The organism is Sphingomonas sp. dw_22 (assembly GCF_018449795.1).
GTDB lineage: Bacteria > Pseudomonadota > Alphaproteobacteria > Sphingomonadales > Sphingomonadaceae > Sphingomonas.
This window is the reverse complement of the sequence record NZ_JAAVVE010000046.1, coordinates 14,833-34,262: the sequence shown is the minus strand read 5'-3', so window position 1 is coordinate 34,262 and position 19,430 is coordinate 14,833. Positions and strand designations below refer to the sequence as shown.

The window sequence follows — 19,430 nt, the reverse complement described above, 5'->3', positions numbered from 1 at the left end:
CAGGCCGACGAACGCGCGGTGCCGGCCCGCCTCGACATAGGGCAGCGCGACGCGGCGATCGGATTTGTGCGCGGCATGGACGATCCGGTGCGGATCGGTCTCGCCGTGCAGCGTTTTCGCGAGCAGGTTCATCGTGCCGCCGGGGAGGATCAGGAACGATCCCTCCCACTCCGCCAGCGCGCAGAGCGCGGCGTTGATCGTGCCGTCGCCGGCGAACAGGACGACGGTATCGGTGCCTGCCGCGTCGAGCGTTTCGCCGCTCGGCAGGTGCTGCGCGGGAAATTCGGTGCGGCCGGCGAGCTTCAGGCCGGCTTCCTCGAACACCGCCTCGAGCGCATCGCATTTCGCGCGCGAGGTGGTGCCGGAATCGGGATTGGTGATGAACCAGAGTGTTTCCATCCCCGGCCAACGCGCGAGGGGGATTTTGGTCGCCTGCCGGCGGGGGACGCAAATCATCCCCCGTCACCCCGGTCGCAGTGCCGGGTCCACCGGGATGCTGGGAGAGCCGCTGGAGGCGAGAGGGACTCTCTGGAGGAGGAGTGGACCCCGGCACTGCGGCCGGGGTGACGGATGGGGTGATCGCCCTACCGGTGCAGATGCGCCAGCGCGCGCGCATCGATCCGCAGCGCCTCGATATCGCGGCGAGGCGGCGCGCCGAACAGGCGGCGATATTCACGGCTGAACTGGGTGGGGCTCTCATAGCCCACGCGCAACGCCGCACTGCCCGCGTCGATCGCCTCGCTCAGCATCAGCCGCCGCGCCTCGTGCAGCCGCAGATGCTTCTGGTACTGAAGCGGACTCATCGCGGTCAGCGCGCGGAAATGATGATGGAGCGTCGACACGCCCATCCCCGCCACCTCCGCCAGTGCCTCGACGCGAACGGGCAAGACGTAATTCTCGCGCAGCCAGGCGATCACCCGCGCCGCGCGATTGGCCTGGGTGCCGAGCGACACCGTCTGGCGCAGCTGCGCGCCGGTCGGCCCGGTCAGCAGGCGATACAGGATCTCGCGCTCGATCAGCCCGGCCAGGATCGGGATGTCCTGCGGCGTCTCCAGCAGGCCGATCAGCCGGTTGACCGCATCGAGCAGGTCGGCCGTCGCCGGCCCGGTCGCGATCGCCGCGCCCATGCTGCCCGCTTCGACCGCGGCGAGCCCCATATCGGCGATCAGGTGCCGCGCCGTCTCCAGATCGAGCTTGAGCATGATCGCGAGGTGCGGCTGGTCCGGGCTCGCATCGAGCACGCTGGCGATCGTCGGCATGTCCACCGCAGTCAGCAGGAAGCGCGACGAATCGTAGAGATAGGTCTCGTCGCCCACCACCACGCGCTTGCGGCCATGGACGATCACCGCCAGGCTCGGCTCGTAGATCGTCGAATAGGCGGGCGTGACGCCGGTGCAGCGATAGAGGTTGAGTCCGCCGATCGCCGTGGCGTTGCGGCCTGTGGCGTCCATGTGGCGCTCGATCCGCTTGCCCAGCACCTCGCGCAGCGCGGCGGTTTCGCTGCGGCGATGGGCGTCGGACTCGTCGGGGGCGATCAGCATGGCCCCTATCTAGGGCGTCCCGCGGCCAATGCGACGGCTTTCGCATCGCGCCAGAGGATCGGGCAAGAAACCGGCAGGATCGAGCTACCGCGCGGCGCCGGCCCGCCTGTAGAGGAACGCCATTCCCCCAAAACCGGAGCCTCCTCCATGCAAACCATCGGCTATGCGGCGCAAACCGCAGAAACGCCGCTCGCGCCCTTCGCGTTCGAGCGCCGCGACCTTCGCGCCAACGACGTCGCGATCGAGATCCTCTATTGCGGCGTCTGCCATTCGGACCTCCACCAGGCCCGCAACGACTGGGGCTTCAGCACCTATCCGCTGGTGCCGGGCCATGAGATCGTCGGCCGCGTGATCGACACCGGCGCCGGCGTCACCCGCCACAAGGCCGGCGACCGCGTCGCGATCGGCTGCATCGTCGACAGCTGCATGGAATGCGACCAGTGCCATGCCGGCGAGGAGCAGCTCTGCCGCAACGTCGTGACGCAAACCTATAACGACCACGACCGCGTCACCGGCGACCCGACCTTCGGCGGCTATTCGCGCCACATCGTCGTGCGCGAGGAGTTCGTCCTCTCGGTGCCCGACGCGCTCGATCTCGCCAAGGCGGCGCCGTTGCTCTGCGCCGGCATCACCACCTGGTCGCCGCTGCGCACCTGGGGCGTCGGCCCGGGCAGCCGCGTCGGCGTGATCGGGCTGGGCGGGCTCGGCCATATGGCGGTGAAGCTCGCGCATGCGATGGGCGCGCACGTCACGGTCATCAGCCGCAACGACGCCAAGCAGGCCGATGCGCTGGCGCTGGGCGCCGAGGCGCTGCTGGTATCGGCCGATGCCGATGCGATGGCGGCGGCGGCGAACAGCTTCGACCTCATCATCGACACGATCCCCGTCCGCCACGACGTCTCGCCCTATATGCCGTTGCTCGACGTCGATTCGACCCTGGTGATCGTCGGCCAGCTCGGCCCGATCGACGAAACCAGCACGCTGCCGTTCCTGATGGCCCGGCGCCGGCTCTCCGGGTCGCCGATCGGCGGCATCGCCGAGACGCAGGAGATGCTCGATTTCTGCGCGCGGATGAACATCCTGCCCGAATGCGAGATGATCGCGATCCAGGACATCCACGCCGCCTTCGAGCGGATGGAGCGCGCCGACGTGCGCTATCGCTTCGTGATCGACATGGCCTCGATGCCCGAAGCAGCCTGACGTTCCCGGCCCCGGACGGCGCGACAGCCGTTGACCGGCCGGGGCCGATATGCCACTCGATCCGGACGCGGGCGGGTGTAGCTCAATGGCAGAGCAGAAGCTTCCCAAGCTTACGACGAGGGTTCGATTCCCTTCACCCGCTCCAGAATATCATCCGGAGCCAGCCCGATGCGCCACCTCGCGGCCTTTCTCGCAGTGGCGCTCGCCGCCGTTCCCGCCCACGCCCAGACCAACCCGCAGGCCGAGGCGCAGGCGCTCGACCTGCTGAAGCGCGGCATCGCCTTCCGCACCGTCGCCGGGCCGGGCAACCAGACCTTCGACTATGCCACCTATCTGAAGGGTGTCCTGGTCGCGGGCGGCTTCGCGGAGACCGATGTGCAGGTCGAGAAGATCGGCGACACCGCCTGGCTCGCGGCGCGCTATCGCGGCACCGGCAAGGCGAGGAACGGCGCCAGGCCGATCCTGATCTCGGGGCATATGGATGTGGTCGAGGCCAAGCGCGAGGATTGGGAGCGCGATCCGTTCACGCCGGTCATCGAGAACGGCTATATCTTCGGCCGCGGCGCGACCGACATGAAGTACGACCTCTCGACCACGGTCGCAACCCTGCTCCAGCTCAAGCGCGAAGGCTACAAGCCCGGCCGCGACATATTGCTCCTCCTCTCGGGCGATGAGGAGACCGAGATGAAGACCACCGCGATCCTCGCCGACAAATTCCACGACGCCGAGCTGCTGCTCAACATCGACGGCGGCGGCGGCGCGCTCGATGAACAGGGCAAGCCGACGCTCTTCGGCCTGCAGGGCGCCGAGAAGACCTATGCCGATTACGAAGTGACCTTCACCAATCCCGGCGGCCATTCGAGCGCCCCGCGCAGGGAGAATGCGATCTATTCGCTCGCCCGCGCGCTGGACCGGATCGGCGCCTATGAATTCCCGCCCGAATTGAACGAGATCACCAAGGCGAGCTTCCTCGCCGGCGCGAAGACGACGAGCGATCCCAAGATCGCCGACGCGATGCGCCGCTTCGCCGCGAACCCGCAGGACAAGGAAGCGCGCGCGGTGCTCAGCGCCGAGCCCGGGCTGATCGGCCAGACCGGCACCACCTGCGTCGCGACGATGGTCAATGCCGGCCACGCCACCAACGCCCTGCCCCAGCGCGCCACGGCCAACATCAATTGCCGCATCTTCCCCGGCACGCCGGTCGAGACGGTGCGCGCCAGGCTCGCCGAGATCGTCGCCGATCCCGCGGCCAAGGTGGTGACGCTCGAAAGCGGCTCGGTCGCCAGCGACGCCTCGCCGCTGCGCCCCGACCTGATGAAGATCGTCGGCGACGCGATCCATGCCCGCTTCCCCGACGTGCCGGTGGTGCCGGTGATGTCGGCGGGCGCGACCGACAGCATGTGGTTCCGCGCGAAGGGCGTACCGAGCTACGGCGCCTCGCCCGTCTTCATGAAGGACAGCGACGGCTTCGCCCACGGCCTGAACGAACGCACGCCGCTCAGCGAGATCGCCCCGTCGATCGTCTACTACAAGCGCGTGTTCAAGGCCCTGACCGAATAGCCCTCTCCCTTTGGGAGAGGGTTGGGTGAGGGTTAGGTGCGACGCACTATCGAGGAAGCATGATGAAGCGATACGACGCCCTCATCATCGGCGGCGGCCATAACGGGCTGGTCTGCGCCTTCTACCTCGCCCGCGCGGGCCTGAAGGTCCGCGTGCTGGAGCGCCGCCACATCGTCGGCGGCGCTGCGGTGACCGAGGAATTCCACCCCGGCTTCCGCAACTCCACCGCCAGCTACACCGTCAGCCTGCTCCGCCCCAAGGTGATCGCGGACATGCGGCTCCATGATCATGGCTATCGCGTCATCGAGCGGACGATCTCGAACTTCTTCCCCTTCCCCGACACGTACCTCAAGCTCGGCGGCGGCGCCGCCCGCACCCAGGCCGAGTTCGCCCGCTTCTCGCCCAGGGACGCCCAGACCTTCCCCGCCTATGAGGCAGCGCTGGAACGCGTCGCCGAAATGTTGCGCGACCTCTCGCTCAAGACCCCGCCCAACGCCCATGGCGGCATCCGCGCGCTGCTCGCCGCCGCGTCGCAGGGCCGCAGCCTCGCCAGGATGCCGCTCGACGCGCAGCAGGACGTGCTCGACATGTTCGTGAAGTCCGCCCGCGACTTCCTCGACGGCTGGTACGAGAGCGACACCGTCAAGACCGCCTTCGCCTTCGACGCCGTGGTCGGCAATTATGCCGGCGTCTCGACGCCCGGCTCGGCCTATGTGCTGCTCCACCACGTCTTCGGCGAAGTGAACGGCAAGAAGGGCGCATGGGGCCATAGCGTCGGCGGCATGGGCGCGATCACCCAGGCGATGGCGCGGGCCTGCGCAGACGCGGGCGTGGAGATCAGCCTGGAGGCGCCGGTCGCCCGGCTACTGGTCGATGGCGGCAAGGCATCGGGCGTCCGCCTCGAATCCGGCGAGGAGATCGCAGCCCCCATCATCGCCGCCAATATCGGCCCGCTGCTGCTCTACAACCAGCTTGTCGCCCCCTCCGATCTCGACGCCAATTTCAAGCGCCGCATCGCCGGCTTCAAGGCGGGATCGGGCACCTTCCGCATGAACGTCGCGCTATCCGAGCTGCCCGATTTCACCGTGCTCCCCGGCAAGAGCAAGGCCGAGCACCACACCGCCGGCATCATCATCGCGCCGGGCATGGATTACATGGACGCGGCGTTCGACGACGCGAAGAAATTCGGCTGGTCCAGGGCCCCGATCGTCGAGATGAAGATCCCCTCCACCGTGGACGACAGCCTCGCCCCGGAGGGCGCGCACGTCGCCAGCCTGTTCTGCCAGCAATTCGCCCCCGAGCTGCCCGACGGCCGAAGCTGGGACGATGTCCGCGAGCAGGCCGCCGACCACATCATCGACACCGTCACCGCCCATGCGCCGAACTTCAAGGCATCGGTGATCGCGCGGCAAATCCATTCCCCGCTCGATCTGGAGCGCAAGTTCGGCCTGATCGGCGGCGACATCTTCCACGGCCGCATGTCGCTCGACCAGCTCTGGGCCGCGCGCCCGATTCTCGGCCATGGCGATTACCGCGGACCCATAAGCGGCCTCTACATGTGCGGCTCCGGCACCCATCCCGGCGGCGGCGTCACCGGCGCGCCGGGCCACAACGCCGCGCACGAGATATTGCGCGACCGCAGCCTGCTGGGCCGGTTGCTCGGGTAGCGCCACCTCCCTCTCCCCTCCGGGGAGAGGGCCGGGGAGAGGGGAAAGTGCGACGCGCTTTCGATGGGCCCCTCTCCCAACCCTCTCCCCGGAGGGGAGAGGGCTTAGATGCCGCCCTCGACCGCCTCGAGCCCCCGCACCGCCAGCCCCGCCTTCAGCGCCTCGACACACGCATCCACCACCCCCTGCTCGGTCGCGCGCACCACGAAGTTTGCCCCCGTCCGCCCTTCGCGGAAAAAGGGATAGCTCCCGATCGCCACGCCTGCATGCGCGCGCTCGGTCTCGCCCAGGAACTCGGCGATCTCGCTCTCCGCCACCCAGCTCCCCACCGTGCGCGACAGCACCGGGCGGCCGCCCTCCAGCGTGCCGGTCAGGGCGTCGAGCATGCCCGCGGTGATGTGCGGCACGCCCGCCAGGATGAAGAGATTGCCCACCCGGATGCCCGGCGCGCCGGACATGCGGTTGGGGATCAGCTCGGCCCCTTCGGGCACCCGCGCCATCCGCAGCCGCGCCTCGGTCAGCCCGCCACGCGTCTCGTAATAATGCTCCAGCACCGCGCGCGCCTCGGGGTGGATCACCACCCCCACGCCCAGCGCCGCCGCGATCGCATCGACGGTGATGTCGTCATGCGTCGGCCCGATGCCGCCGGTGGTGAAGCAATAGTCGTTGCGGACCCTGAGCGCGTTCACCGCCTCGACGATCGCCGCCTGCACATCGGGCACCACGCGCACCTCGGCGAGTCGGATCCCCTGCACGTTGAGCCAGGTCGCGATCTGCGCGACGTTCCTGTCCTGCGTGCGGCCGGACAGGATCTCGTCGCCGATCACCACCAATGCCGCGGTCCAGATGCGCTCTCCCATGCCCCTTCGGTACGATCTCGCAAAGCGCGGCGCAAACGCCTATATGGCTCGAATGACCGAATATGTGACCGTCACCGCCGACATGCCGCAGGCGCGCAGCCACGCGATCAAGCTCCATGGGCCCGAGGGCTTCGAGGGAATGCGCAAGGCCGGCCGACTCGCCGCCGAGATCCTCGACGCGCTCGTGCCGCACGTCGTGCCCGGCGTCAGCACCGCCGAGCTGGACGACATCGTCCGCCAGATGTCGGTCGACGGCGGCGGCGTGCCCGCCACGCTCGGCTATCGCGGCTACACGCATAGCTGCTGCATCTCGATCAACCATGTCGTCTGCCACGGCATCCCGAGCGAACGCACGCTCAAGGACGGCGACATCGTCAATATCGACGTGACCCCGATGCTCGGCGGCTGGCACGGTGACACCAGCCGCATGTTCCTGGTCGGCGACGTGCCGATCAAGGCGCGCCGGCTGGTCGACGTCACCTATGAATGCCTGATGCTCGGCATCGAGCAGGCCAGGCCCGGCAACCATCTGGGCGACGTCAGCCACGCGATCCAGCGCCATGCCGAGAAGCATCGCTATGGCGTGGTCCGCGATTTCTGCGGCCACGGCCTGGGCCAGGTCTTCCACGACGCGCCCGAGGTGGTCCATGTCGGCCGCCCCGGCACCGGGCCCGAGCTGCGCCCCGGCATGTTCTTCACGATCGAGCCGATGATCAACATCGGCCGCCCCGACGTGAAGCTGCTGGAGGACGGCTGGACGGCGGTGACGCGCGACCGCTCGCTCTCGGCCCAGTTCGAGCATTCGATCGGCATCACCGAGGACGGCTGCGAGATCTTCACCAAGAGCCCCAAGGGCCTGGACCAGCCGCCTTATTGAGCGATGGCGCAGAGCGGGCCACCCCGCTCCGCATCGCGCGGCTTCACACGGTGGGAATGGTGCCGCCGTCGATCACATATTCCGCTCCCGAGATCGCGCCCGCGCGCGGCGAGACGAGGAAGGTGATGAGATCGGCCACTTCCTGGGGTCTGGCAGGCCGCCCGAGCGGGATGCCGCCCAGGGCGTCCATGATGATCTTCTTGCCGCCCTCATAATCGGTGCCCGCCTGCTCGGCGAGCCGCTCGGCGAGCGCCACGGCGGCGGTCGTCTCCACCCAGCCGGGCGAAACCTGCACCACGCGTACGCCCTTCGGCGTGACTTCCTTCGACAGCGCCTTGCTATAGGTGGCCAGCGCCGCCTTCGCCGCGGCATAAGCGATGGTCGATTCCGGCAAAGGCAGGCGGTTCTGGATCGAAGTGACGTGGATCACCACGCCCTCGCCGCGTTCCACCATGCCCGGCACGAGCGCCCGGTCGAGCCGCACCGCGGGCAGGAGGTTATGGTCGATCTCCTTCGCCCATTCCGCGTCGTTCAGCGCCCCGAAGCCGCCGCCGGGCGCGCTGGACCCGCCCAGCACGTTCACGAGGATGTCGACGCCGCCCATCCCCTGCAGCGCCGCAGCCGCGAGCGCATCGCATCCTTCCGCCGTCAGGAGATCGGCCGCGACGAAATGCACGCCCTCGGGCAGCGTCTCCGGCCGGGAGCGCGCGCTCGTCATCACCATGGCGCCTGCGGCGGCCAGCGCCGCGACCACCGCCTCGCCCACGCCCTTGCTGCCGCCCGTGACCAGCACGCGCCGGCCGGCGAGATCGATCCAGTTGCCCATCAGCGGATCTCCAGCGCGGCGATGCGCTCATCGCGCAGGGTGAAGTCATGCTCCAGCGTCACCGGGCTGCCGGTGAAGCTCCCCGATACCTCGACGGAGACGATGCAATGCCCGTCCCGCGCCTCGAACGACAGGGGCCGCGCGGTGAACCGGGTCTGCCGCATCACCTCGATGTGCCAGGCCGCGATGGCGGCGGTCCCGCGATGCTCCCGCTTCTCGTCATGGACGACCGCCTCGGGCACGAAGCATTCCGCCAGGGCTTGGGGATCGTCCTTGGCCTGGGCCGCGAAATAGCCGGCGATCGCCGGGGGCAGGTCTTGCATCATCTGGTCTCCTCGCGGCGCCTGGGGCGCCGATATTGCGATGGGAGTCAGGTCGACCTAGCTAGTGTAAATGACAAGAACCGACGAAAAAGTAGGGTACTTACCCGAAGGTAAGCCAGTCGAGTACACGCCGTTCACGGCCGCATCCGGCGTGGAGGAAGTCATCCGCATGCTGGAGGGGCGCTGGAAACTGCTCATCCTCTTCCAGCTTTTCGGCGGCAAGCTGCTCCGCTTCTCCGATCTCGAACGCGCGATCCCCGCCATCTCGCAGAAGATGCTGATCCAGCAGCTCCGCCAGATGGAGTCGGACGGGATCGTGACGCGGCTGGTGCATCACCAGGTTCCGCCCAAGGTGGAATATGGCCTGACCGAATGGGGCCAGTCGCTGTGCCCGATGCTGGACGGCCTGCTGAAATGGGCCGAGCGCCGCCCGCGCGCCGGCAACCCTTCGCCGGCCGGTTGAGCGCGCCTCGCCCTCCCCCCATCAGGAGGAGGAGACCCGGGGCTGAATGCCGATCCGTCCTAGCTGACCGTCAGCCAGCTCTCGGCCTTGTCGAGCGCAGCCTCGTCATCGACGTCGATCCAGCGCAAGTCGCTGCAATCCAAGACCGATGCCGAGCCCTGCCCAGCCAGCATCCGCATCCCTTCCGTCAGGGAAGGCGCAGAGAGCTGGCGGAGCGCGTCGAACAGGGCGGGGCCGATCGCGAATATGCCGGTGTCGAAACAGTCATATTCCTCCAGCCCCTTGCCGATGGCGACGATCCGCTCGCCCTCGGTGCGGACGCAGGTCACATCGTCCAGGTCGACCAGGTCGCTCGTCACATTCCGGTCGATGCCCAGCCGGCCCCCCCCCGACGCCCCGGCTTCCGCAAGGCGGCGGTAAAGCGCCGGCTCGACCAGATGGTCGCACATCGCAAGCAGCGCCTCGGCGCCCGCGACGGCCTGTTCGGCCGCCAGGACCGAACAGCCATTGGGTAGCCGATAGTCGTCCGTCCGGACCGTCTCGACCGCCAAGGGCCAGGTCCGGCCGGCAAGATGGGCCTCGATCGCCTCGGCACCGTATCCAAGCACCACCACCGCCCGCCGCAGCCCCGCCGCCGCCAGACCGGCCAGCGCATGGTCGATCAGCGGCGTGCCGCCGACGGTGCAGAGCGGCTTGTAGGGCGTCACGGGGCGAAGGCGGCTGCCTTCGCCCGCGGCAAGCAGGACCGCGGTCTCTATCTTCGCAGCGAAAGGCACTTCACGCAGCGGCGATGAAGTCTTCGACTGCCAGTTGCGCCAGATCGTCGGTCATCTGGGTGCGGGGATGCTTGCAGAAATAGGCCGATGCCGCGTCGATCGGGCCGGCCAGGCCGCGGTCCCGGGCGATCTTGGCGCAGCGGATCATGTCGATCGCGACGCCCGCGGAGTTCGGGCTGTCCTCGACCGACAGGCGAAGCTCCAGGTTCATCGGCACGCTGCCGAACATCGTGCCTTCCATGCGCAGGAAGCAGACCTTGTTGTCGTTCTGCCACGGCACATAGTCGGACGGGCCGATATGGACATTCTCGTCCTCGAGCCGCACGGCCGCGACCGATTGCACGGCCTCGGTCTTCGAGATCTTCTTCGATTCCAGCCGCCGATGGTTCGACATGTTGAGAAAGTCGGTATTGCCGCCGGTGTTGAGCTGGTAGGTCCGCTCCAGCTTCACGCCGCGCTTGGCGAACAGATCGGTCAGCACGCGGTGGACGATCGTCGCGCCGAGCTGCGCCTTGATGTCGTCGCCGATGATCGGCACGCCGGCCTTGGCGAAGCGCTCGGCCCATTCCGGATTGCTGGCGATGAACACGGGGATGTTGTTGACGAAGGCGACGCCGGCTTCGAGCGCGCATTCGGCGTAGAATTCGCTCGCTTCCTGCGATCCGACCGGCAGATAGTTCATCAGCACATCGGCCTTGCTGGCGCGCAGGATGGCGACGACTTCGTCCTTGGTCGGCTCCTTGGCGTCGTCGAGCATGAACGTGCGGTCATCGGCATAATCGGCCATATGCCCGGCAACGCCGTCCAGGATCTTGCCCATGCGGACCTTGGCGCCGGTCGGCTCGACCGTCGCGCAGAAGATCGCGGTGCAGTTCGGCTTGGCGAAGATCGCCTCGGCGACGTCCTTGCCGACCTTGCGGCGATCGACGTCCCAGGCGGCGACGACCTTGATATCGCTCGGGCGGTATCCGCCGAGATCCCAGTGCATCAATCCGACCGTATCGTTCGCCCCGTCGCGATAATGCGAGAGGCCCTGCACGAGCGAGCTGGCGCAATTGCCGACACCGACCAGGGCGATATTGATACTCGTCATCTTTTGTCTTGTCCTATGAGGGGTGAGTCTTGATTGAGAGAAAGTTCGGGTGACGGCCTCGCCCTGCTCCGAATGAGGCGGAGCTCGACCAGGCGATGCCAGGCGAGGCAAGCGATCAGGATGGCGGTCATCGGCACGAGCTCGAACCACCAGAAGATGCGCGGATTGCCCGCCAGGCACGCGACGAAGATCGCGTAGACGCGGACATTCGCGCTCATCAGGCTCATCAGGCGCAGCGGCCTGGCGGCCTGCGTGCCATATTCGTCGGCGAGCTGCAGGGGATCGGAGGCGCGCCGCAGCATGTCGTCGAACGGGCGGGACAGGGTATCGACGATGCCGGACACGCTATCGTAGAATCGCACCAGCGGATTGCTGCTGGGCGCCGGCACCGGCGCGGCGATCCCCTTGCACCGGCGATGATAGCGGGCGCGCTCGCTTTCGAAGAAATTGGATTGCAGCGCGTGGATCACGCCCGCCGAGACCGCCAGGGCCCATCCCTCCCGCGTCCCGATCGACGTCGCCATCGCGACATAGATCAGGATGAAAACGCCATGGTCGCAAACGCCGTCGAGGAAGCGCCCGAGCGGGCTGGCGGTGTTGGTGGCGCGGGCGATCATTCCGTCCAGCCCGTCGGCGATCAGCCAGCAGACCGACAGGAACAGCCCGAGAAAGGCGAACGGCCACATCTGCCAGTTCGCATAGGCCGCCGCGGCGAGAATCCCCAGGAACAGGCCACCGATCGAAACGGCATTGGCCGAGATTCCACGCTCCAGGAACCAGGGAAGAAGCCTTCGCCCTGTTGGGTGTATCACCCAGAGATTGGTCGGATCCTCAATCCGGCGATCCCGCGATCCGTCCGGCGGCGTGGATGTCATCGGCGAGTCACATACAGGCCAGTGGCACCTGTCAGCAAGTACCTATCGGCAGGTCGCTCAAAAGGGACGGATTTCCATCGATTCAACAGCCAAAAACGGGCGCAGAAAGGCCGCCCGCGCGTCGAACGCCTCGTCAAAGCACTGTAACAGGCTCGAAATCGAAATGTAGGATTTTCTCCCGCAGCCTTTCGGGGGACAATCCAGGTCCAAATCCTTGCAAGGCGCGCCCGCCGGACGCTCTTGCCCTCCCCGCTCGCCCCCGCTATTGCGCGCCGCAGCATCAAGAGTCGGGCCGACGCCCGGCACCAACCTGCCTTTCCCGGCAAGGTGGTGTTCTCCGCTTCCAGCGGGGGGATGTGGCCGGTCCGGCAACCAACGGGATGAAGCCACGCCAGTCGTCGATCCGCCTCCTGATCCGGCCATCAGGAAGAAGGTTTGTGTGCGTATGACCGACGTTCAGCAGTTCGCCAGCGACAATTATGCCGGAGTGTGCCCCGAAGCCTGGGCCGCGATGGAAGCGGCCAATCGCGGCCACGCGCCCGCCTATGGCGACGACGACTGGACCCAGCGCGCCGCCGACGCCTTCCGCACCCTGTTCGAGAGCGATTGCGAGGTGTTCTTCGCGTTCAACGGCACGGCTGCCAATTCGCTGGCGCTCGCCTCGCTCTGCCAATCCTATCACAGCGTGATCTGCTCGGCCGCCGCGCATGTCGAGACCGACGAGTGCGGCGCGCCCGAATTCTTCTCGAACGGCTCGAAGCTGCTCGTCGCCCCCTCCACCGACGGCAAGCTGACGCCCGAGGCGGTGCGCACCGTCGCCACCAGCCGCTCGGACATCCATTTCCCCAAGCCGCGCGTGGTGACGATCACCCAGCCGACCGAGACCGGCCAAGTCTACACCGTCGCCGAAATCCAGGCGCTGTCCGCCGTCTGCCGCGAGCTCGGCCTCAAGCTCCACATGGACGGCGCCCGCTTCGCCCATGCCTGTGCGAGCCTCGACGCCAGCCCGGCCGAGCTGACCTGGAAGTCCGGCGTCGACGTGCTGTGCTTCGGCGGCACCAAGAACGGCATGGCGGTGGGCGAGGCGGTGATCTTCTTCGATCCCGCGCTGGCGCAGGATTTCGACTATCGCTGCAAGCAGGCCGGCCAGCTCGCCTCGAAGATGCGCTTCCTGTCGGCGCCCTGGGTGGGGATGCTGGAGAGCGGCGCCTGGCTCGCCAATGCGCGCCACGCCAATGCCTGCGCGACGCGGCTGGCCGAGCGGATCGCGGGGCTTCCGGGGATCGAGCTGATGTTCCCGGTCGAGGCGAACGGCGTCTTCGTCCACGCCCCCGATCCGGTGCTGGCGGGGCTGCGCGCGCGGGGATGGCGCTTCTACACCTTCATCGGCGGCGGCGCCCGCTTCATGTTCGCCTGGGACGCCGATCCGGCCCGCGTCGAGCAGCTCGCCGCCGATATCCGCGACGCCAGTACGGAAACGCTCGCCGCGGCAGCTTAGAGCCACCCACCACCGTCACCCCGGCCGAAGTGCCGGGGTCCACCGGGATGCTGGGAGAGCCGCCAGAACCTGGAAGGGCTCGTTCGCGGAGAAGTGGACCCCGGCACTTCGGCCGGAGTGACGCCCCTCTAGAACTACCCCACGAACGCCCGCTCGATCACATAATGCCCGGGCGCGGCGTTCGAGCCTTCCTCGAAGCCCCGCCCTTCCAGCATCGCCGCGAAGTCGCGGATCATCGCGGTCGATCCGCACAGCATCACCCGGTCGGTCTCCGGGTTGAACTCGCGGTCGCCCAGCACCGGCGACTTGAACAGCGTGCCGTCCTCCGCCAGGTCGCCGATCCGGCCGGTGGTGCGGAAGGGCTCGCGCGTCACGGTCGGGATATAGTGGAACTGGAGCAGCGCCTGCTCCTGCACCAGCGGATCGCTGGCGAGCTGCGCAGTCAGCTCGTCATGATAGGCGAGGTCGCTCACCCGGCGCACGCTGTGCACCAGGATGACCTGCGAGAAGCGCTCATAGATGTCCGGATCGCGCGCGATGCTCAGGAACGGCGCCAGGCCGGTGCCGGTCGAGAGCATGAACAGCCTCTTGCCCGGCAACAGCGCATCGGCGACCAGAGTCCCCGTCGGCTTCTTGCCCAGATAGAGGTGATCGTCCGGCCGGATGAGCTGCAGCTTCGAGGTCAGCGGACCATCCGGCACCTTGATCGACAGGAATTCCAGCTCGTCCGACCAGGCCGGGCTGGCGATCGAATAGGCGCGCATCAGCGGCTTCTCGCCGTCCAGCAGGCCGAGCATCACGAATTCGCCCGAGCGGAAACGGAAGCTCGCCGGCCGCTCGATCGCGAAGCTGAACAGATGCTCGTTCCAATGCTTCACCCAGCGCACGCCCGACGTGGCGAAGCTCGCGTGAGCCGGAAGCAGCGCCGGCGGGCGCGTATGCAAACTCATCTGTATCCTCTTCAGTTGGTGGAGCCGCGGGGCACCGGGGTTCGCCGCAGCACGTCGCTCGCCTGAATCAGGGCGACAATGAAGGCATGGGTCATTTCGGGCTTTACGAGCTGCGCTGCAAGCCTGCCGACATGTTTTTCGTCATTATAGGCAGCCGCATGGAAAAGCGACAGCAATATCGCCTCGTCGTCATGCACCGTCCCGCAGCTCGGCTGGCCGAACCGCAGCGGCCCCATCCCCTCGGCGTTCAGCAGGAACATCGCCATGTTGAAGTCGCGCAGCAGCTCGCCCACCCGCCAGCGCTCGAACGACGGCCCCAGCACGGCGCACGGGCATCGCTGGAACGCCATCGCCGCCACCCAGCTCCGCATCGACCAGAGCAGCATCTGGTCACCCGGCGGAAGATCGGACACGGGCCGGTCGAGGAATTCATACATGCCGGCACCTCCGCCAATTATTGCGATTGCTTCGCATTAGCCTGCGTAGCGGCGCGGGCGGATGGGGTCAACCGGTCCCCGGCGGAGGGCCGGCCGGCTGGCGGATGCCTCAAAAGGCTGTGGCGGATCGCAGTTCGCGCGAGAGTTGGAGAGAGTTAGGGTAGCCGCCAAACCCCATCGTCACCCCGGCCGCAGTGCCGGGGTCCACTCATCCTCCAGAGAGCCCCTCACGCCTCCAGCGGCTCTCCCAGCATCCCGGTGGACCTCGGCACTGCGGCCGGGGTGACGAAAGGAGGGCGGGCACCGCCCCTCATTATCTGAAACCCGATCCGCCCCAGCCGTCACGCCACCTCGTCGGCACCCTCGACCCGGCTCGACCAGATGCGCAGCACTTCCTGGGCCTCCTCGGCGCTCAGCTCGCCGGCCTCGCAGGTGATCCAGCAGCTACGCCGCAAGGCCGGCTCGATCGAGCACAGTCCATGCGCCATGATGACCAGCGGCCCCTTGGCAACCACCACCTCCCCGCGCCAGCAGCCGGGATGGTCGAGATCCTCGATCCGCCGGTGGATTTCCGCCGGAACGTTCATGGGCATATGCGGCATTACGGGCCCCAAATTCACCTAACCCTCGGAAACGTATCGGAAAGCTGATTGGTTCCCGCATAAATCGGGGCGCCGCCAACCGTTTCGGGCCCGCAATTTTTTTGCATATGTCTTCAAGCTGTCATCAGATACTAAGCTGGCATTTACCACGGAGCCCTAGCGAGGGCGGCAATGTTCCAGCCTCATCGCCTCCGCCCCCCGGCCGATCCGACCTTCCTCTCCCAATGGCTCACCGCCGGCGAGCGCGAGGCACCGTGGCTGCCGCAGGGCGCGTCGATCGGCGATGCCGTGCGCACCTTCCAGGAGGATCTGTCGCTCCGCCTGCTGCCGGTGGTCGATCCGGCGCACCGCCCGATCGGCGCGATCTTCGAGAAGGACGTGCGCCGCCTGCTGCTCAATCCGTTCGGCCATGCGCTGATGCGCAACCCGGCCTATGGCGGCCGGCTGAAGGCGCTGGTGCGCAGCTGCCCGATCGCCGACGCCGCGCTCGATCCCGAGGCGCTGGTCGACGCCTATGCCGCCGAGGACGGGCATGAGGGCATGATCCTCACCCGTAGCGGCCAGCTCTTCGCGGTGATCGGCAATCGCCGCCTGATCCAGCTCACCGCCGAGCGCCAGGTCCATGCCGCCGAACGCCGCCTCAGCCGCGCCCGCCGCATCGAGCTCGCCAGCGAACGGCTCGAAAGCGAGGTCTGCTCGCTCACCCAGAAGCTGCGCAGCCTGGCCTTCACCCTCCAGCAGAGCGCCGCCGCCACGGTCGATCGCGCCGCGGGCAACAGCGCCTCGGCCACCGCGCTCGCCGCCGCCGTCGCGCAGAACCACGACAATCTCGCCGCCATCGCCGCCGAATCGGACGAGCTCGCCCTGACGCTCGACACGATCGGCCAGAGCACCACCGCCGCCAAGGCATCGGCCGCGCGCGCCGTCGATCTGGTGGACGACAGCCGCACCCGCACCGCCGAGCTGGGCACCTTCGCCCAGACCGTGGGCAGCGTCACCGCGATCATCGGCGAGATCGCCGGGCGGGTGAACCTGCTCGCGCTCAACGCCTCGATCGAGGCCGCCCGCGCCGGCCAGGCGGGCGCCGGCTTCACCGTCGTCGCCAACGAAGTGAAGGCGCTGGCCGGCCAGGTCGGCGATGCGGCGGAGACGGTCACCGCGCATGTCGCCGACATCCGCCGCGCGGTCGATCTCGTCACTGCCAACCATGTCCGGGTCGAAGCCGCGATCGTCGCCATCGCCGATCTTTCCTCGGGCATCGAGCAGGCGGTGCGCGGCCAGCAATCCGCCACCCGTGCGATCGCCCGCAACGTGAGCGAAAGCGTGCAGGGCACGATGGGCGTCCAGTACGACATCGAGGCGATCGGCGCCGCGTCCGGAGCCGCCTCGCGCAGCGCCGGCGACATCGAGCAACTCGCCGCCAGCCTGTTCTCGGGCGCGGAGGCCCTGTCGAACGGCGTCGATCGCTTCCTAGGCGAGATCCGCGCGAGCTGATTCCCCTGCCCTCCGATCGGGCAACACCCGCCTCGCTGCCTATTTGATAGGCAATTGTTAACCGTTGCGCCCCACGCAACCGGAGGACTAGCCTAGCCCGACCGCTCTGGCATGGGTTATGCTAGTCGCGCGGCAGGGCATTCGGCGTATCCCCGGGGGACCAAGTGAAAAAAATCGAAGCGATCATCAAGCCGTTCAAGCTCGATGAAGTGAAGGAGGCGCTGCACGAAGTGGGCGTTTCCGGCATCACCGTGACCGAGGCCAAGGGCTTCGGCCGGCAGAAGGGCCATACCGAGCTCTATCGCGGCGCCGAATATGTCGTCGATTTCCTCCCCAAGGTGAAGCTGGAGGTCGTGGTCGAGGACGCGCTGGCCGAACGCGTGGTCGAGGCGATCGCCACCGCCGCGCAGACCGGCCGCATCGGCGACGGCAAGATCTTCGTGATCCCGGTCGAGACGGCGCTGCGCATCCGCACCGGCGAGCGCAATGAAAACGCCATCTGATGTCGGGGAGGTCATCGCAAGCAGGGCGTTCGATCGCGAAGACGGCAAAGTCACGCTGTCGTTCCACAGACCTTCTCCCTACCCCGACCCTATGCATGATCGCGATCCCGATGATCCGCCTTGGCGATGTTTTTATACGATCGAGTTCCCAGACCGAGAGACGAAATGTCGGGCATCGGTCGGGATCGACAGTATCCAAGCGCTGCTTCTCGCCTTCGCCAGCGCAATGGGCGACCTCCGCTACGTTGGAGACGGCACGCCAGCTTTGCGGCCACCGCTGCAGTGGCTCGGCGAAGATGATCTCGGCTTGTCGATACGGCATTTCGAGTGACCGGCGCACGCGTAGGCGCGCCCATTTGACGCGGCGCAGCGTCCCGGCGATGTTGCACCTGCACAAGTAATTTTATTGCCCGATTCGTCGGGCGCACGAAAAAGAGCGAAAGGGTTTAGCGATGGCGAATTCGGCCAATGACGTCCTGAAGATGGTCAAGGAGAACGAGGTCGAGTGGATCGATCTGCGGTTCACCGATCCCAAGGGCAAGTGGCAGCACCTGACCATGGTGGCGGGCGTGATCGGCGAGGACGAGCTGACCGACGGCCTGATGTTCGACGGCTCCTCGATCGAGGGCTGGAAGGCGATCAACGAGTCCGACATGATCCTGAAGCCCGATCTCGACGCGGTGTGGATGGACCCCTTCTCGGCCACGCCGATGCTGATCCTGGTCTGCGACATCGTCGAGCCCTCGACCGGCGAGCTCTATTCGCGCGATCCGCGCTCGACCGCGAAGCGCTCGGAAGCCTATCTCAAGTCGCTGGGCATCGGCGACACCGTCTATGTCGGCCCCGAGGCTGAGTTCTTCATGTTCGACGACGTCCGCTTCGAGAACAGCTATTCGACCAGCTATTACGCGATCGACGACATCGAGCTGCCGACCAACACGGGCAAGGAATATGAGGCCGGCAATCTGGGCCACCGCCCGCGCGCCAAGGGCGGCTATTTCCCGGTCGCCCCTGTCGACAGCGCGGTCGACATCCGCGGCGAGATGGTCTCGACCATGCTCGAAATGGGCCTGCCCTGCGACAAGCACCACCATGAGGTCGCCGCGGCGCAGCACGAGCTGGGCCTGACCTTCGGCACGCTGGTCACCACCGCCGATCGCATGCAGATCTACAAGTATGTCGTGCACCAGGTCGCCCATGCCTATGGCAAGACCGCGACCTTCATGCCCAAGCCGATCAAGGAAGATAACGGCTCGGGCATGCACACCCATATGTCGATCTGGGACAAGGGCACGCCGCTCTTCGCCGGCAACGGCTATGCCGGCCTGTCGGACATGTGCCTCTATTTCATCGGCGGCGTCATCAAGCACGCCAAGGCGCTGAACGCCTTCACCAATCCGACCACCAACAGCTACAAGCGGCTGGTGCCGGGCTATGAGGCGCCGGTGCTGCTCGCCTATTCGAGCCGCAACCGCTCGGCTTCGTGCCGCATCCCCTATGGCGCGGGCAGCAAGGCCAAGCGCGTCGAGTTCCGCTTTCCGGACGCGCTCGCCAATCCGTACCTCGCCTATGCGGCGCTGCTGATGGCCGGCCTCGACGGCATCCAGAACAAGATCCATCCGGGCGATCCGATGGACAAGAACCTGTACGACCTGCCGCCGGCCGAGCTCGAGCTGGTCCCCACCGTCTGCGGCTCGCTACGCGAGGCGCTCGACAGCCTGGAGGCCGATATGGACTTCCTGCTCAAGGGCGACGTGTTCACCAAGGACCAGATCGAGGCCTATGTCGAGCTCAAGCGCGGCGACGTCGCCCGCTGGGAAATGACCCCGAGCCCGGTCGAATACGACATGTACTACAGCTCGTAAGCCTTCTTGCTGGAGGGTAG

General features: G+C 67.2%; 21 protein-coding genes, 1 tRNA gene and 1 riboswitch. Of the genes, 11 read left to right on the top strand and 11 right to left on the bottom strand.

Annotation, left to right across the window (positions count from 1 at the left end):
• Together HB724_RS16940 and HB724_RS16935 are read right to left on the bottom strand one after the other, a co-directional pair.
• Positions 1–399: diacylglycerol kinase family protein (locus HB724_RS16940; RefSeq protein ID WP_275956599.1), on the bottom strand; the 399-nt coding region annotated here is incomplete at its 3' end.
• A 185-nt stretch (positions 400–584) separates the two neighbouring features.
• A complete protein-coding gene (locus HB724_RS16935) occupies positions 585–1,541 on the bottom strand; it encodes an AraC family transcriptional regulator (protein ID WP_213982124.1) in 957 nt (318 codons plus the stop codon).
• Positions 1,542–1,688: 147 nt separating this feature from the next.
• Between HB724_RS16935 and HB724_RS16930 the strand changes: the two genes are divergently transcribed.
• The 4 genes from HB724_RS16930 to HB724_RS16915 all read left to right on the top strand — a co-directional run bounded on the left by HB724_RS16930 (position 1,689) and on the right by HB724_RS16915 (position 5,968).
• A complete protein-coding gene (locus HB724_RS16930; protein ID WP_213982123.1) occupies positions 1,689–2,741 on the top strand; it encodes an NAD(P)-dependent alcohol dehydrogenase in 1,053 nt (350 codons plus the stop codon).
• A 71-nt stretch (positions 2,742–2,812) separates the two neighbouring features.
• Positions 2,813–2,886: transfer RNA gene (locus HB724_RS16925), tRNA-Gly, on the top strand.
• A 23-nt stretch (positions 2,887–2,909) separates the two neighbouring features.
• Positions 2,910–4,301 carry a M20/M25/M40 family metallo-hydrolase gene (locus tag HB724_RS16920; RefSeq protein WP_213982122.1) on the top strand — a complete coding sequence of 464 codons (1,392 nt, stop codon included), beginning with the start codon at positions 2,910–2,912 and terminating at the stop codon, positions 4,299–4,301.
• Positions 4,302–4,360: 59 nt separating this feature from the next.
• Positions 4,361–5,968 carry an NAD(P)/FAD-dependent oxidoreductase gene (locus HB724_RS16915; RefSeq protein ID WP_213982121.1) on the top strand — a complete coding sequence of 536 codons (1,608 nt, stop codon included), beginning with the start codon at positions 4,361–4,363 and terminating at the stop codon, positions 5,966–5,968.
• A 104-nt stretch (positions 5,969–6,072) separates the two neighbouring features.
• Here HB724_RS16915 and HB724_RS16910 read toward each other — a convergent pair whose 3' ends face one another.
• On the bottom strand, positions 6,073–6,828 hold the full coding sequence (locus HB724_RS16910) for a molybdopterin-binding protein (RefSeq protein WP_213982120.1): 756 nt from the start codon (positions 6,826–6,828) through the stop codon (positions 6,073–6,075).
• A gap of 52 nt (positions 6,829–6,880) precedes the next feature.
• Here HB724_RS16910 and map point away from each other — a divergent pair, with 52 nt between their 5' ends.
• The gene (gene map, locus HB724_RS16905; RefSeq protein ID WP_213982119.1) at positions 6,881–7,705 is read left to right on the top strand and encodes a type I methionyl aminopeptidase; all 825 of its coding nucleotides are present in this window, start codon (positions 6,881–6,883) and stop codon (positions 7,703–7,705) included.
• A gap of 43 nt (positions 7,706–7,748) precedes the next feature.
• Here map and HB724_RS16900 read toward each other — a convergent pair whose 3' ends face one another.
• Both HB724_RS16900 and HB724_RS16895 read right to left on the bottom strand, forming a co-directional pair.
• Positions 7,749–8,531: an SDR family oxidoreductase gene (locus tag HB724_RS16900; protein ID WP_213982118.1), complete on the bottom strand. Its 783-nt coding sequence runs from the start codon at positions 8,529–8,531 to the stop codon at positions 7,749–7,751.
• On the bottom strand, positions 8,531–8,854 hold the full coding sequence (locus HB724_RS16895; protein WP_213982117.1) for a nuclear transport factor 2 family protein: 324 nt from the start codon (positions 8,852–8,854) through the stop codon (positions 8,531–8,533). The genes HB724_RS16900 and HB724_RS16895 overlap by 1 nt, the downstream gene beginning before the upstream one ends.
• A 70-nt stretch (positions 8,855–8,924) precedes the next feature.
• Here HB724_RS16895 and HB724_RS16890 point away from each other — a divergent pair, with 70 nt between their 5' ends.
• Positions 8,925–9,317 (top strand): helix-turn-helix domain-containing protein, encoded by a 393-nt coding sequence (locus HB724_RS16890; protein WP_213982116.1) that lies wholly within the window; start codon positions 8,925–8,927, stop codon positions 9,315–9,317.
• Between the two features lie 59 nt (positions 9,318–9,376).
• Here the strand turns inward: HB724_RS16890 and HB724_RS16885 are convergent, their stop codons facing one another.
• Genes HB724_RS16885 through HB724_RS16875 form a run of 3 tightly spaced genes read right to left on the bottom strand, consistent with a single transcriptional unit; the run spans position 9,377 to position 11,998 of the window.
• Entirely contained in the window at positions 9,377–10,093 is a 717-nt protein-coding gene (locus tag HB724_RS16885) for an NTP transferase domain-containing protein (RefSeq protein WP_346344750.1), read from the bottom strand.
• A 1-nt stretch (position 10,094) separates the two neighbouring features.
• On the bottom strand, positions 10,095–11,186 hold the full coding sequence (locus HB724_RS16880) for an inositol-3-phosphate synthase (protein WP_213982115.1): 1,092 nt from the start codon (positions 11,184–11,186) through the stop codon (positions 10,095–10,097).
• Positions 11,183–11,998, bottom strand: coding sequence for a CDP-alcohol phosphatidyltransferase family protein (locus tag HB724_RS16875; RefSeq protein ID WP_346344749.1), 816 nt, complete (start codon positions 11,996–11,998; stop codon positions 11,183–11,185). The genes HB724_RS16880 and HB724_RS16875 overlap by 4 nt, the downstream gene beginning before the upstream one ends.
• Positions 11,999–12,333: 335 nt before the next feature.
• Positions 12,334–12,447: riboswitch (SAM-I-IV-variant riboswitch) on the top strand.
• 59 nt (positions 12,448–12,506) lie between these two features.
• Here HB724_RS16875 and HB724_RS16870 point away from each other — a divergent pair.
• Positions 12,507–13,559 (top strand): low specificity L-threonine aldolase, encoded by a 1,053-nt coding sequence (locus tag HB724_RS16870; RefSeq protein WP_213982113.1) that lies wholly within the window; start codon positions 12,507–12,509, stop codon positions 13,557–13,559.
• Positions 13,560–13,693: 134 nt separating this feature from the next.
• On the opposite strand, the gene HB724_RS16865 is transcribed toward HB724_RS16870, so the two are convergent.
• The 3 genes from HB724_RS16865 to HB724_RS16855 all read right to left on the bottom strand — a co-directional run bounded on the left by HB724_RS16865 (position 13,694) and on the right by HB724_RS16855 (position 15,533).
• Positions 13,694–14,509 (bottom strand): ferredoxin--NADP reductase, encoded by an 816-nt coding sequence (locus HB724_RS16865; RefSeq protein ID WP_213982112.1) that lies wholly within the window; start codon positions 14,507–14,509, stop codon positions 13,694–13,696.
• 11 nt (positions 14,510–14,520) lie between these two features.
• A complete protein-coding gene (locus HB724_RS16860; protein ID WP_213982111.1) occupies positions 14,521–14,946 on the bottom strand; it encodes a hypothetical protein in 426 nt (141 codons plus the stop codon).
• Positions 14,947–15,287: 341 nt separating this feature from the next.
• A complete protein-coding gene (locus HB724_RS16855) occupies positions 15,288–15,533 on the bottom strand; it encodes a hypothetical protein (protein WP_213982110.1) in 246 nt (81 codons plus the stop codon).
• 186 nt (positions 15,534–15,719) lie between these two features.
• Here HB724_RS16855 and HB724_RS16850 point away from each other — a divergent pair, with 186 nt between their 5' ends.
• The 4 genes from HB724_RS16850 (at position 15,720) to glnA (ending at position 19,410) form a co-directional block, all read left to right on the top strand.
• Entirely contained in the window at positions 15,720–17,042 is a 1,323-nt protein-coding gene (locus tag HB724_RS16850; RefSeq protein ID WP_213982109.1) for a methyl-accepting chemotaxis protein, read from the top strand.
• A 164-nt stretch (positions 17,043–17,206) separates the two neighbouring features.
• Positions 17,207–17,545: a P-II family nitrogen regulator gene (locus tag HB724_RS16845; protein WP_213982108.1), complete on the top strand. Its 339-nt coding sequence runs from the start codon at positions 17,207–17,209 to the stop codon at positions 17,543–17,545.
• Complete coding sequence (locus HB724_RS16840) at positions 17,529–17,876, top strand: hypothetical protein (RefSeq protein WP_213982107.1); 348 nt, start codon at positions 17,529–17,531, stop codon at positions 17,874–17,876. Before HB724_RS16845 ends, HB724_RS16840 begins: the two co-directional genes overlap by 17 nt.
• Before the next feature lie 121 nt (positions 17,877–17,997).
• On the top strand, positions 17,998–19,410 hold the full coding sequence (glnA, locus tag HB724_RS16835) for a type I glutamate--ammonia ligase (protein ID WP_213982106.1): 1,413 nt from the start codon (positions 17,998–18,000) through the stop codon (positions 19,408–19,410).
• Positions 19,411–19,430: the final 20 nt, after the last annotated feature.

Excerpts from the sequence above, each read along its gene's own strand:
- HB724_RS16935 (WP_213982124.1), bottom strand. The coding sequence starts at position 1,541 with ATGCTGATCGCCCCCGACGAGTCCGACGCCCATCGCCGCAGCGAAACC.
- HB724_RS16895 (WP_213982117.1), bottom strand. The coding sequence starts at position 8,854 with ATGCAAGACCTGCCCCCGGCGATCGCCGGCTATTTCGCGGCCCAGGCC.
- HB724_RS16890 (WP_213982116.1), top strand. The coding sequence starts at position 8,925 with ATGACAAGAACCGACGAAAAAGTAGGGTACTTACCCGAAGGTAAGCCA.
- HB724_RS16870 (WP_213982113.1), top strand. The coding sequence starts at position 12,507 with ATGACCGACGTTCAGCAGTTCGCCAGCGACAATTATGCCGGAGTGTGC.
- HB724_RS16930 (WP_213982123.1), top strand. The coding sequence starts at position 1,689 with ATGCAAACCATCGGCTATGCGGCGCAAACCGCAGAAACGCCGCTCGCG.
- HB724_RS16860 (WP_213982111.1), bottom strand. The coding sequence starts at position 14,946 with ATGTATGAATTCCTCGACCGGCCCGTGTCCGATCTTCCGCCGGGTGAC.
- HB724_RS16855 (WP_213982110.1), bottom strand. The coding sequence starts at position 15,533 with ATGAACGTTCCGGCGGAAATCCACCGGCGGATCGAGGATCTCGACCAT.
- HB724_RS16880 (WP_213982115.1), bottom strand. The coding sequence starts at position 11,186 with ATGACGAGTATCAATATCGCCCTGGTCGGTGTCGGCAATTGCGCCAGC.
- HB724_RS16915 (WP_213982121.1), top strand. The coding sequence starts at position 4,361 with ATGATGAAGCGATACGACGCCCTCATCATCGGCGGCGGCCATAACGGG.
- HB724_RS16850 (WP_213982109.1), top strand. The coding sequence starts at position 15,720 with ATGTTCCAGCCTCATCGCCTCCGCCCCCCGGCCGATCCGACCTTCCTC.
- HB724_RS16900 (WP_213982118.1), bottom strand. The coding sequence starts at position 8,531 with ATGGGCAACTGGATCGATCTCGCCGGCCGGCGCGTGCTGGTCACGGGC.
- glnA (WP_213982106.1), top strand. The coding sequence starts at position 17,998 with ATGGCGAATTCGGCCAATGACGTCCTGAAGATGGTCAAGGAGAACGAG.
- HB724_RS16840 (WP_213982107.1), top strand. The coding sequence starts at position 17,529 with ATGAAAACGCCATCTGATGTCGGGGAGGTCATCGCAAGCAGGGCGTTC.
- HB724_RS16910 (WP_213982120.1), bottom strand. The coding sequence starts at position 6,828 with ATGGGAGAGCGCATCTGGACCGCGGCATTGGTGGTGATCGGCGACGAG.
- HB724_RS16865 (WP_213982112.1), bottom strand. The coding sequence starts at position 14,509 with ATGAGTTTGCATACGCGCCCGCCGGCGCTGCTTCCGGCTCACGCGAGC.
- HB724_RS16920 (WP_213982122.1), top strand. The coding sequence starts at position 2,910 with ATGCGCCACCTCGCGGCCTTTCTCGCAGTGGCGCTCGCCGCCGTTCCC.
- map (WP_213982119.1), top strand. The coding sequence starts at position 6,881 with ATGACCGAATATGTGACCGTCACCGCCGACATGCCGCAGGCGCGCAGC.